At 49.7% G+C, this 11,707-nt stretch carries 13 protein-coding genes; 11 read left to right on the top strand and 2 right to left on the bottom strand.

The features are described 5' to 3' along the window. The first annotated feature begins 14 nt into the window (after nt 1–14). The 3 genes from OXG87_16100 to OXG87_16090 are packed head-to-tail and all read left to right on the top strand — an operon-like array spanning nt 15 to nt 2,563. Nucleotides 15–785 (top strand): 3-oxoacyl-ACP reductase FabG, encoded by a 771-nt coding sequence (locus OXG87_16100; protein ID MCY3871072.1) that lies wholly within the window; start codon nt 15–17, stop codon nt 783–785. Between the two features lie 10 nt (nt 786–795). Further along, nucleotides 796–1,803, top strand: a complete 1,008-nt coding sequence (locus tag OXG87_16095) for a CoA transferase subunit A (GenBank protein MCY3871071.1) — start codon at nt 796–798, stop codon at nt 1,801–1,803. Continuing rightward, entirely contained in the window at nt 1,796–2,563 is a 768-nt protein-coding gene (locus OXG87_16090; GenBank protein ID MCY3871070.1) for a 3-oxoacid CoA-transferase, read from the top strand. Before OXG87_16095 ends, OXG87_16090 begins: the two co-directional genes overlap by 8 nt. A gap of 71 nt (nt 2,564–2,634) precedes the next feature. Here the strand turns inward: OXG87_16090 and OXG87_16085 are convergent, their stop codons facing one another. Continuing rightward, nucleotides 2,635–4,923 carry a glycoside hydrolase family 95 protein gene (locus tag OXG87_16085; protein ID MCY3871069.1) on the bottom strand — a complete coding sequence of 763 codons (2,289 nt, stop codon included), beginning with the start codon at nt 4,921–4,923 and terminating at the stop codon, nt 2,635–2,637. Nucleotides 4,924–5,122: 199 nt separating this feature from the next. On the opposite strand from OXG87_16085, the gene OXG87_16080 reads away from it, so the two are divergent. The 8 genes from OXG87_16080 to OXG87_16045 all read left to right on the top strand — a co-directional run bounded on the left by OXG87_16080 (nt 5,123) and on the right by OXG87_16045 (nt 10,885). Beyond that, nucleotides 5,123–5,890, top strand: coding sequence for a hypothetical protein (locus OXG87_16080; GenBank protein MCY3871068.1), 768 nt, complete (start codon nt 5,123–5,125; stop codon nt 5,888–5,890). A 423-nt stretch (nt 5,891–6,313) separates the two neighbouring features. Continuing rightward, the gene (locus tag OXG87_16075; GenBank protein ID MCY3871067.1) at nt 6,314–7,288 is read left to right on the top strand and encodes a hypothetical protein; all 975 of its coding nucleotides are present in this window, start codon (nt 6,314–6,316) and stop codon (nt 7,286–7,288) included. A gap of 149 nt (nt 7,289–7,437) precedes the next feature. After that, a complete protein-coding gene (locus tag OXG87_16070) occupies nt 7,438–7,719 on the top strand; it encodes a type II toxin-antitoxin system Phd/YefM family antitoxin (protein ID MCY3871066.1) in 282 nt (93 codons plus the stop codon). 44 nt (nt 7,720–7,763) lie between these two features. Further along, entirely contained in the window at nt 7,764–8,117 is a 354-nt protein-coding gene (locus OXG87_16065; protein ID MCY3871065.1) for a hypothetical protein, read from the top strand. Next, on the top strand, nt 8,104–8,580 hold the full coding sequence (locus OXG87_16060) for a hypothetical protein (GenBank protein MCY3871064.1): 477 nt from the start codon (nt 8,104–8,106) through the stop codon (nt 8,578–8,580). The genes OXG87_16065 and OXG87_16060 overlap by 14 nt, the downstream gene beginning before the upstream one ends. A 219-nt stretch (nt 8,581–8,799) precedes the next feature. After that, on the top strand, nt 8,800–9,252 hold the full coding sequence (locus OXG87_16055) for a hypothetical protein (protein MCY3871063.1): 453 nt from the start codon (nt 8,800–8,802) through the stop codon (nt 9,250–9,252). A gap of 2 nt (nt 9,253–9,254) precedes the next feature. Further along, nucleotides 9,255–9,836, top strand: a complete 582-nt coding sequence (locus OXG87_16050) for a hypothetical protein (protein MCY3871062.1) — start codon at nt 9,255–9,257, stop codon at nt 9,834–9,836. Between the two features lie 17 nt (nt 9,837–9,853). Then, nucleotides 9,854–10,885 (top strand): DUF4037 domain-containing protein, encoded by a 1,032-nt coding sequence (locus OXG87_16045; GenBank protein MCY3871061.1) that lies wholly within the window; start codon nt 9,854–9,856, stop codon nt 10,883–10,885. A gap of 62 nt (nt 10,886–10,947) precedes the next feature. On the opposite strand, the gene OXG87_16040 is transcribed toward OXG87_16045, so the two are convergent. After that, a partial coding sequence (locus OXG87_16040; protein ID MCY3871060.1) for a LarC family nickel insertion protein occupies nt 10,948–11,707 on the bottom strand: 760 nt, incomplete at its 5' end.

Raw genomic sequence — 11,707 nt, 5'->3', positions numbered from 1 at the left:
AAGGAGCGGGCGCAATGGTTTTGCCCAGTATGCGATTGGATGATAAGGTGGTGCTGGTGACGGGTTCGGGTTCGGGTATTGGACGGGCGATTGCGGTGGCGGCGGCTGAGGTGGGTGCCGATGTGGCGGTGTGTGAGGTGCCGCAGAAGATTGATGCACTGGATGAGGTGTGTGAAGCGGTTGGAGATTTGGGGCAACGGGCGTTGCCATTGGCGTTGCAATTGCCGGATCAGGAGAGTATTGATGCGGCAGTGAGCCGGGTTATTGATACGTATGGCAGGGTTGATATTCTGGTGAATAATGCAGGGGTGAATATTCCCAGGGACGCGCTCGAGGTGACAGAGGCGGATTGGGATGGGGTGCTGGATGTGAATTTGAAGGGGTTGTTTTTTATGTCGCAGCGCGTGGCGCGGTCGATGATTGAGACGGGTGGTGGCAAAATTGTCAATATTGCGTCGCAAAATGGGGTGGTGGGTTATTACAAGCGCGCGGCTTATTGTTCGAGTAAGGCTGGTGTGGTGAATTTGACGCGGGTGTTGGCTGTGGAGTGGGCGTCCTATCAGATTACGGTGAATGCCGTGGGTCCGACGTTTATTTTGACGCCGTTGACACAATCGACGTTTGACAATGAGGCGTTGCGCGAGGATTTGCTTTCTCGCATTCCTCTTGGGCGCGTGGGAAAGCCCGAAGATGTGGTGGGTGCGGTGGTGTTTTTGGCCAGTCCGGCTGCGGATCTTATTACGGGGCATACGCTGCTGGTGGATGGCGGCTGGACAGCGCTGTGAGGTAGGAATAATGACAAATTCTGAAAATACAGGCCGGGGACCGCTGTTTACAGATCCCGATCCAGATGTTGCACGGGCGTTTTTTCGAGAGAAGAAGGGCGCATTGACAGATAAGCTGATGTCTGTGTCTGATGCTGTTGCCGAGTTTGTGCACGATGGTGACTATTTGGCTTCTGGCGGGTTTGGTGGGAACAGGATAGCGACGGCGCTTTTGCACGAGGTTGTGCGGCAGGAGCGAACAAATCTGGGGTTTGCCGGTCATACGACGACGCACGATTTTCAGATTTTGGCAGCGGGTACGCGTACGGGGAAGCAGATTTTTTCGCGTTTGGATGCGGCATATATTTTGGGGTTGGAAGCGCGCGGTTTGTCGGCGCAGGCGCGGCGGTTGATGGAGAGCGGAGAGGTTGAGGTGTGTGAGTGGACAAATTACGCGCTGGCATGTCGGTTTCGAGCGGCTGCGACGGGTGTGCCTTTTGTGCCTGTTCGCAGTATGCTGGGGACCGATACGTTTAGAGAGAGTGCGGCTAAGGAGATCGCGTGTCCTTTTACGGGCAAACCGCTGACGGTTGTGCCGGCTCTGTTTCCCGATGTGGCGCTTATTCATGTGCACGAGAGTGATTTGTTTGGGAATTGCCGCATTCGGGGCATTACGGTGGCTGATTGGGATTTGTCGCGTGCCTCTAAACATGTGATTGTGAGTGCGGAGCGCATTGTGAGTACAGATGAGATTCGCAGCGATCCAAATGCGACCGCGATTCCGGCTTTTTGTGTTGATGCGGTGTGTCATGTGCCTTATGGATCGTATCCCGGCAATATGGCTGGGGAGTATTTCTCGGATGAGGTGCATCTCAAAGCGTGGTTGGACGCTGAGCGAGATGTGGAGGCATATCGCGCGTTTCTGGATAAGTATTTGTATGGTGTTGATTGTTTTGAGGACTATCTGGAGATTTGCGGTGGGGAAGAGCGGCTGGCGGAGTTACGGCGGTTGGAAGGTAAGGGTGCAGGGTATGTCTGATTACAATGAAGTTGAAATGGCGATTTGTGTGGCGTCCCGGTTGCTGGAGGATGGGACGACTGTTGGGGTGGGTACAGGAGCGCCGTGTGCTGCGGCGATGTTGGCACAAAAGACGCATGCACCAGGGCTTTTGGTGGCTTTTGAGGCGGGTGGTTTGGCACCGATGTTGCCCGCGATGCCCATTTCTGTGGGCGATTCGCGCACGACATATCGGGCACTTATGGCGACGAGTATGTGTGATATTATGGAGACGTGTCAGCGGGGTGTGATGGATTACGCGTTTTTGGGCGGTGCCCAGATCGATGCGTATGGGAATTTAAATTCTACGGTTATTGGCGATTACAAAAAACCGCGCGTGCGTTTTCCGGGTAGCGGAGGTGCCAATGATTTTGCGAGTTTTTGCTGGCGCACGCTGATTATTACACAGCACGATCGCCGTCGTTTTGTGGAAGAGGTCGATTTTTTAACGACGCCGGGTTTTCTGACCGGGCCGGGGGCGCGCGAGATTGCGGGGTTGCCCGAAGGCGGGGGTCCTTATCGCGTGATTACGGATCTGGCTGTGATGAGTTTTGATGAAGATACATGTCGGATGCAGGTCGAGAGTTTGCATCCCGGCGTGACGTTTGATGAGGTGCAGAGAAATACCGGGTTTGAATTGGGTCAGGTGGCTGATGTCAAAGAGACTGTCCCGCCCACGGAAGCGGAGTTGTGCATTTTACGCGATGAGGTCGATCCCGATGGGTTGATTATTGGGAGATGATGCCAAAAATTTCAAAACAAAGCCGTCATCGCGGCATGGTGTTGAGCCGCGATCCAGTGCGCTTAAATAACTTATGCCCCGAGCGCAATATTGTAGCTTTTTCCTTTTTCTGTTTGGAACGCAATTTCCTCCTGGCCCTCTGCGATGACCGTCCGGTCGTCATTGACTGCGCGCATAGAGCCGTTGTATTGTATGCGGATGGGATTGCCCAATAGGGAAGTTATGTGCGCAGATTTTTCTCCGTTTTTCCATTGTAAATCTACTATAAATCCCCCCCTTGCTCTCAGTCCTTCTGTGTTGCCTTCTGTCCAGGCGTCTGGCAGTGCGGGAAATAGCTCAATAGCCTGATGATGGCTTTGTAATATCATTTCCACAATGCCCGCGGCACCACCCATGTTGCCGTCCATCTGAAACGGGGGATGGTTGTCGAATAGGTTGGGCAGTGTCGAGCGTATGAGCAGTTGCCTCACGTCTTCCCAGGCGCGATCCGCGTCTTTCAGGCGCGCCCACACGTTGATGAGCCAGGCTCTGCTCCAGCCCGTGTGTCCGCCGCCATGCGCGAGGCGGTGTTCAATGCTTTTGCGCGTGGCAGCCAAGAAGTCGGGTTGGTTGATGAGTTGGAAGCCGGGATACACGCCGTAGATGTGTGAAATATGCCGGTGCCCCGGTTCTGGTTCTTCAAATTCTTCCGTCCATTCCATCAGGCGTCCATCAGTGCCGATTTGTGGTTCTGCGAGACGGGATAATGCGCTTTTTATGTCGTCGATAATGGGGTCGTCGAGGGATAGGATCTCGGCACAGCGCAGACAATTTGTAAATGTTTCCCAGATGATCTGCTGGTCCATGCTCGGGCCCATGACGAGGTTGCATACGTCCTGCGTGCCCGGCGCGAGGAAGCGGTTTTCCGGGGAAGAAGATGGACCGGATACGAGTTTGCCGGTTTTTGGATCTTCTGCCAACCAGTCGAGGAAGAACAGGGCGGCATCCCGCACAACTGGCCAGGCCTGGTCTCGCAGAAATGTTTCTGAGCCGTTGAAATCCCAATGTTCCAAAAAGTGCCTGCTGTTCCATCCACAGCCCATGGGCCACATTCCGTGTTGTACTCTTCCCACTGGATCGGTAAATCGCCACGCATCTGTTGTGTGATGCCCCACAGTTCCGCGACAGCCATAGACTTCTTTTGCTGTTTGGCGGGCTGTTGTGCGCAGGGCGTCTGAAAATTCCAAATACGGTTCATGGCATTCGGGCAGGCCGACGAGTTCACAGAGCCAGTAGATCATCTGGATATTGATGTTGATGTGGTAGTCGCTGTTCCACGGGGCTTCGTATTCCTGGTTCCAGATGCCCTGTAGATTGGCGCACAAACTGCCCGGACGCGAGCAACAGATTGTGAGGTAGCGCCCAAAGTTGAAGTAGAGTGCAACGAGCGCGGGGTCTGATGTGTGTTCGAATTCGGCGAGGCGACGGTCTGTGGGAATGTGGTCATTTTTATCTTCTCCGAGGGAGAAGGCGCATCGGTCAAAGTAATTGTTGTGGTCCCGAACGTGTTCGCGTTTTACGCGGAGATATGGACGTGCAATACACGTTTCGATTGTGGGTATCGCGGAGGCTTTCAGGTCGTGTGTCAGGGGCGTGTAGGGGTCGTCAAAGTTGTAGTCGGTGTCGGCGCAGACGACTATGGTGACTGCGTCTGCATTTTCGACGATGAGGGCGTCGTTGGCACACTGGATGCGCCCGTTTTCGACAATTGCTTTGATGCCTGCAGAAAATTTTACGCCGGGATGGGTTTCTCCTTGTCCCGCACGTCCGGTTATGAGGAGTGTGTTTTCGGATATGCCCGACCACTGTGCGTTTTCTTCCCGATGGAAAGATATCCGACACGATATTGCGCCTGCTTTGTCCGATGCGATGCGACAGATTATTGCCCGGTCGATTGCGGTGGCAAATACTTCTCGATGATATGCGACGCCATTTGCATTCCATCGCGTTGTGGCGATTGCAGAGTTTAGTGAGAGTTCGCGGCGGTAATCGGTGTGTTGTTCGACGCCGCTTTGCTCGATGAGCAGGTCGCCCAATGTCTGATAGCTGCGCGGTACTATGCGTTCGCCCATGACGCCTTCTTGCATGAGGTCCTGCGCTTCGGTGTATTGACCTTCAAAGAGCAGTTGACGCGCGCGTGCGACGACCTGTTGCGCGCCCGGTGGTGATTCGGGTACGGGAGGTCCCGCCCAGATTGAGTCTTCGTTCATTTGTATGCGTTCGTTGCTCACCCCGCCAAATACCATGGCGCCGAGTTTTCCAGCCCCCACGGGCAAGGCGTGATTCCAATCTTCCGCTGGTTCGTTATACCAGAGTTTCATTATTTCCTCCGCTGTTTATCTCTTTGTTGTTACGAAATCGCTACAATCAATATAATACATTACAAAATGGTTGAAAAACTGCGAGAAATTGGCTATCATATATTATAAAGACAAAAATTCACATAAAATGCGATTTTTTGCAGTTTAACTATATATTGCCATGAACTTAGAGACTACCATACCTGAGGGACGCCGCAGGTTGTCTGCCGTTATTCGGGCAGCAGGTGATATTATTCATATTGCCGATGCTGAACATGCCCTTTGCGTTAGCCGTTCAGACGCCACCAGGCTACTCTCCCGCTGGAGTGGACAGGGCTGGCTGCGGCGCGTAGGCCCGGGTGCCTACGCGCCTGTTGGTCTTGATTCTCTTACCAGCGAACTGGTTCTTGATGATCCCTGGGTGCTGGTGCCTGCGCTTTTTAAGCCGGCCTATATCGGTGGCCGGACTGCCGCCGAACACTGGGATCTGACGGAGCAGATCTTTCGCGATATTGTCGTGATGACTGCGCGGACTGTGCGTGAGAAAAGCCAGGAACGCCATGGCGCACACTTCACCCTGAAGCATGTTCGTCAGGGTATGATCTTCGGCACGAAGACCATCTGGCGCGGAAGAAGCCAGATTGCCGTATCGGATGTTCACCGTACCATTATCGACATGCTCGACGATCCAGACCTCGGAGCCGGTATCCAGCATGTTGCCGATTGCATTGCAGCCTATTTCGAGCGCAAGGACAGGGATGATGATAAGTTGATTGCCTATGCAGACCGGGTCGGTAACGGTGCCGTGTTCAAACGCCTGGGATTTCTGGCAGAACGCGGACCCGACACCGCTGTTCTTGTTGAGGCGTGCCGTGCGCGTTTGACCCAGGGCAATGCCAAACTCGATCCGAGGCTTTCAGGCCGTCGCCTCATATCCCGATGGCGCCTTCTTATGCCTGAGAGCTGGGCGAAGGCAGCGTCCGCATGATTGATCGAGTTTAGAAGCAGAAATGAGAAAGCACGCTCTGACGAAGCGTGCTTTTTTTATTTTGGGGTTCGTTGACACCTTTTTGGCTTTCGGATATATTGTGGGTGATCATTACGGAGTGGATGCGAAAGACGAGTGCCGTGGGTAAAGTGGACAAACGAAGGCTTAGAAGGTCATGAGTCAGGTAACTAACGGAGTAATGGTCGAAGTAACCAGCATACTACTGGGAGGATTCGTAGCCAGATGAGCAGCTGGGACACATTAGAATGGATAGTTGCGCTGGGTAGCATCGCAGGATTGTCGCGGCCGTAGGTCAGACCGAGCAAGATGAAGGCGTGGCGCAGGATCTACGGCGGATGGTATTGAGGGCGTCCGCGGCGGTGGGACAGGCTTTGTGATGTTCAAAAATTGTGGGTATAATCTATGATTTTAGTAGAAGATGTTAATAATTTGAAACAAGCCATATTAGATGTTGAGGCGTCTTATCAAGGCGTGTTGCAGATACGAAATGGATGGGATGATTATTTTCATCCCATTGCTTGTTGTTTTGAGGAGGATGTAACTTTTAAAAAAAATATGTTATATCTGTCATCTCTTGTAAGAAGTATTGGAGATCGGTTAAGCGGGAAATTAAACCAGAACATTCTTCAGACATCTATGTGGATAAAAAGAGTATCAACAAACAATAAGGCCGAAGATGGAGTCAAAGCAAATCAGGTGCGTGTGCTAAAAATTTGTAGTATGGTGTTACATCCAAGGAACATATCAGTTTTTGGTGAACATGTGAGGGTAGAAGATGGTAAGGGGGATCAAGTTATTTTCAATTTTAAAGAATTTATATCGATTTTGAAACAATGTGTTTCTATTAGCTACAAAGATATGGTAAGTAATATGTGTGAGAGGTTAAAACATGAGTTGAATAGTGGGAAGATGAATGGAACTATCTCCTTTGAGATTAATTGGCTACTGGAAAATTCTTTTGGTAGTTTTGTCTCGGATTTGGATAAAAAATATATAAGTTTTTGTAATCATAATTTTATTGAGTATTTTTTGAGACAAGAATGTGATTGTAATTCTGTGAGTGATATTATATCTGTATTGCCTGTTAAACCGTATGCCGTTTTGTATCAGTCTGGGATGAATCCTAATGAAATGTCTCTTGGTTTTATTTGGAAAGGGTTAAAACAATGGATTCAACCAGGCCAGCGTATTTACATTTCACAGGTACTTCAAAGTATTCAAGATTATACTAACTCTCATAGTGATAGTATGGAAAAATTTTATTTAAAAATGAAAAAATATAAACAAAAGTACAAACAAATTTCTAAAGGAAATTGTCTTGCTTTTCTGTCAACGAATACAAAAATAGTATTTGAGGAAATAGAACATTTAGAATGAACAAGCTTTTTCCACTGGACACTACTGTATCTTCTCTTTCATTATGTCAGCATTAAAAACAATAACCGTGTAATGCAATAACAACTACACTAACCGGGACTAACAGCCCGTCGCCGGTCTCATTGCTACATGCCTAAATGGAGGAAACAATGCAGACGTGGAGTGTGACTGAATTTAAGGCTCAGGTACTGGGAATTTTGGAACAGGTTGTTCAAACGGGCGAACCTGTGATCGTGACAAAACGAGGAAAGGCGATTGCGAAGGTGATACCATTACCCTATGGGACAGATGTTTCAGAAGATGTAACGGTTCAAGAGCCGGGTAAATTGAAGGGAACAGTCCTGGAGGAAGTTGATATTGTATCCCCTCTGGGAGCGGATATCTGGGATGCGGCACGAGATCAAGTGACGAATTGTGTCGTAAAGAATTAGAAAATTGTAAAAAGAATAATTTAGCTTGTCAGGGAGACACTGTGATGACACAGAAACAGAATGAGAAAGTCCAAAACATTGTCCGCGAGACTATTGAAGAACGTTTTTCATCAGACGAGTTTGTGTTCGATCCTATTGTAGTAGTGCCCATGGTCGATGAATTTGGTTCTGACGCCAGCGGCGAAACGTATCTTCGCATCATTATTGTCTTCGATGGTGACCAGAATCGGCTCGACTCCAGTTGGACATCCAGTTTCATCAGGCGCATTCGCCCTAAGTTGATTGAGGCGGGCATAGAAGAGTTCCCCAGCCCGTCATGGGTCGAGAAATCTGATTGGCAGCATGTGTATCGAAGGTGGCGGCGCCTGCATTTGGAGACGGATCTTGAAACCGCTTGATTTTATTGTGACGGCTCGGGATTTGGCAGGCGCGAACATCAAGGGTAGGACACGGGAGACGAACATTCGCAGGGCTGTCAGCACGACGTACTACGCGCTGTTCCACTGTCTCGCAACATCCAACGCCAATATGCTCGTTGGTGGTCCCGGTGCCTACCGCAGTCAATCGGCATGGCGTCAAGCATATCGGGCATTACAGCATGGGGCTGCGAGACAACGCTGCGAACGTCAGGGTATGATCATAAAATTTCCGGACGAAATTCAGGACTTCGCGGAACGATTTGTTGATATGCAGCAAAAACGTCACGAAGCGGATTACGACCCTGATGCAACCTTTTCCAAATCTGATGTTATTCAAGACATCACTGATGCTGAGGATGTTATCCGTTGTTTTAACAGTGTTCCCGCCCGAGACCGACGGGCCTTTGCAGTTTACGTGTTGTTACCTCTCAGAACTGATTGAAATCGTCCATACTAATTGTGACATCTGAAGCAAAAATGAAAAAGCACGCTCTAACGGAGTGTGCTTTAAATTTATGGACATTTGTTGATACCTTAAGAATTGAGTAGAGTCATGGAATTCCATTGGATATTTGCAGGTGTTCTCATCTTGTGTTTTATCTTGCTGTTTAAATTTTTGAGGAAGACGAGTAAAAGATGTTATGTCTGCCGTGAGAGCGTTTTGCCCCTTGATGCGCTTGAAGAGAGCAGGCGTGACGCTATTGTGAATATCCTTGAGCAAGAGGGTGTCAACTTAGATCAATTAGAAATTTGTCCCAAATGCAGCAGGGTTTACGATGAAGGATGGCTATCAAAAGATTGGGATATGAGCGACCGATATTGTGAATGTGGTGGTGTTCTCAAAACACCCTGGAGTATAGATCCGCCGATTCTCAAAACAATTGTGACAGGGCTACCACCTCAAATTGTCCAATCTCTGGTCAAAGAAACAAGCCGCGAGGATGTCGCCAAGCTCCTCGGTGGATATCAGGATATCCTCTATCGGCATGATAGGCTTCCAGAAGGCCACGCATTGCGCGTCTGTGAGCAATGTTTCAGGGTTTATATGTGGGTACAAAAAGGTGATGTGCGGCTATTCGAATGCGTATATCGGAATGTGAAAGAAGTGGAGTAACAATGGAACGATTATTGTCTTTTATTTTTTTGCTGATTATTGTGGTGGGTCCCATCTATCTGATCTTCTATATCCGCCAGAAAAATCGGCGATGCCGATACTGTTTGGTTGGGACAAAGAAGGTGCTGGGTCTGCCAGAACAGGAGGAGATTAATCGCCTCATAGAAAATGAAGAGATGCCGGGGACATCAGCCCATTATGAGTTGTGTCCAAAGTGCAAAAGGCTATACGATTGGAGATGGTTTGACGATGAACGCGTACACAGACGGGACGGAGATATGCGAGATAGACAGTGCGTTTGTGGGTTTGATTTGAGACCTCTGTGGGGTGTAAAACCGGAGATTTCCAAAGAGGCATTGCGCGCGATTCCTCCCGAAACGCTCAAAGCCCTATATGAAAAGTATGGAAAGTCGAGGTTGATCGAGAAACTCTACGATCAGCTTGACGATGATAATATCCTTTTTTTGTGTTCACAATGCAGAAGAATCTATATGTGGCAGGCTGTAGATGGCTATCAAGTGTTACAGTGCATTTCACAAAATCATTCAAAATACGATCCAGACCCGTTTGTAGATCGTTCTTGAGGTAAAGAGTTGCGGATATGAGTGAAGAAGTGAATCGTCCACAGGTACAAATTGAGTCTGAGAACAAGATCTCCACGCTCCGACGCCATTTGGAAAAGATGTTGCCGGAGTTTAAAGCGTTGCCGGGTGTTGTGGGCTTAAATTTGAATGGTGGCCTGTCACGGGGTTATGCAGATCATCTCTCAGAGATCGATGTAACCATCTATTTGACTTCAGAAGCTTTTGAGGACTGGCAATTGAGTAAGCCTCCGATTGCTGTTGGAATTACCAAATTAGCGGGGCAACTCTATGATATCAAGTATGTAGATTTTAATGCTGAAAGCGCGCGCGCTTGGGATGATACTGAGTTGTGGGATGCATCGTATGCGGAGATTCTGTTTGATCCTGAGGGTCTTCTCCATTCAGTTTTTTCTGAGAAAATGGCTGAGCGACCTGAGCCAGGTAAGGCGGAAAATTTGCTGATGAGTTGCTGGTGGTATTTCCGGCTTGCGGGCGATAGTTGGATTTATCGTGGGGATGTTCTACAAGGTCACCATGTGTTAAATCAGGCTGTGACGGCGTTGGTTCAGGCACTGTTTGTAGCCAATCGGGAGTATATTCCACATGAGAAGTGGTTGTTGCATTTGAGCCGCAGTCTTGGGTGGACGCCAGAGAATTGGGAGGAGCGCTTACAGGCTGCGATGAATACGGGAGATTTGACGATCGAGAGTTTGAAGTCCCGGCAAGTTGTTATCGCGAGCCTGTGGCGGGAAATAGACAGGTATGTCATTGAAAAGTATTATCCATATCTGCCTGTTCATATGATGCAAAAGACGAGTTATGAGAGGTTAAAATTACTGGCGAAAGAGGGATCTATATCGAAAGACGAATGGCAGATGAGAACGGGTTCTGGCATTCCTGGTGGAGATCCGTTTTATCCAATTTTTAAATTTGAGGACGATGAGCTGATTTTTGATCCTCAGGCGTTTCTCGCAATTGATGAGGACGCTATGTATGATTGGCACTATGAAGTTCTGTTGGCTGTGAAAGAGAATCTTCAGGAGGGGTAGTACGGGGAAGGGGAGAGTATGTCTCCCCTTCCCTGTACGGGGAGAGACCGGGGGAGGGTTAGCTATAGTGAATTTACAGATTTGTAAACGTCGAGTATTGGTACCTGTTTTTCGCGTGCAATACGGGCGCAGTCGTCGTATTCGGGGGTGATGCGCTGTTTGCCGCCGATGTCGGCGATTTTGACGCGGATGGGTCCATAAGGGGTTTGGACGGTGTCTGTGCGGCGTTCGAGGATGTGGCGTTGAACGGGCAGGCGGCGGATGCCGAGGGTGGTGGTTTCTGAAAAGATGAGTTCGGTGAGTTCGGTTTCTTTGTTGGGGTCGGCCAGGACAGTGAGTTGAATGCCTGGGCGGCCTTTTTTCATGATGACGGGGGTGAGGAAGGCGTCGCGCGCACCGGCTTCGAGCAGGCGGTCGATGAGGTAGCCGTAAATTTCTGGGGTCATGTCGTCGATATTTGTTTCGAGCAGGACGGGTAAATCTGTCCGGGGATCTGCGACGAGTTCGCCGATTTCAACGCGGAGGAGGTTGGGGACCTGTTCGACATCGCGCGTGCCAGCGCCATAACCCGTGCTTTCTGTGCGGAGCTGAATTGTTTCACCAATATTAGAGGCGAGTGCCGTGAGGAGGGCCGCACCAGTGGGGGTGACGAGTTCATACGGGATATCTGTGCGTTCGGATGGAAAGCCTTTTGTCATTTCTACGACTGCGGGAACCGGGACGGGCATTGCCCCGTGTGCGCCCCGCGTGTGGCCCGAGCCAAATCGGAATTTGGAGGCGTAGATGGCTTCGATTCCGAGGATTTCGAGGCCGACGATAGCG

It is taken from the genome of Gemmatimonadota bacterium (assembly GCA_026706845.1).
GTDB lineage: Bacteria > Latescibacterota > UBA2968 > UBA2968 > UBA2968 > VXRD01.
Note: the sequence above shows the minus strand (reverse complement) of the source record. Positions and strands in the feature narration are given on the sequence as shown.

Excerpts from the sequence above, each read along its gene's own strand:
- OXG87_16100 (MCY3871072.1), top strand. The coding sequence starts at position 15 with ATGGTTTTGCCCAGTATGCGATTGGATGATAAGGTGGTGCTGGTGACG.
- OXG87_16095 (MCY3871071.1), top strand. The coding sequence starts at position 796 with ATGACAAATTCTGAAAATACAGGCCGGGGACCGCTGTTTACAGATCCC.
- OXG87_16090 (MCY3871070.1), top strand. The coding sequence starts at position 1,796 with ATGTCTGATTACAATGAAGTTGAAATGGCGATTTGTGTGGCGTCCCGG.
- OXG87_16085 (MCY3871069.1), bottom strand. The coding sequence starts at position 4,923 with ATGAAACTCTGGTATAACGAACCAGCGGAAGATTGGAATCACGCCTTG.
- OXG87_16075 (MCY3871067.1), top strand. The coding sequence starts at position 6,314 with ATGATTTTAGTAGAAGATGTTAATAATTTGAAACAAGCCATATTAGAT.
- OXG87_16070 (MCY3871066.1), top strand. The coding sequence starts at position 7,438 with ATGCAGACGTGGAGTGTGACTGAATTTAAGGCTCAGGTACTGGGAATT.
- OXG87_16065 (MCY3871065.1), top strand. The coding sequence starts at position 7,764 with ATGACACAGAAACAGAATGAGAAAGTCCAAAACATTGTCCGCGAGACT.
- OXG87_16050 (MCY3871062.1), top strand. The coding sequence starts at position 9,255 with ATGGAACGATTATTGTCTTTTATTTTTTTGCTGATTATTGTGGTGGGT.
- OXG87_16045 (MCY3871061.1), top strand. The coding sequence starts at position 9,854 with ATGAGTGAAGAAGTGAATCGTCCACAGGTACAAATTGAGTCTGAGAAC.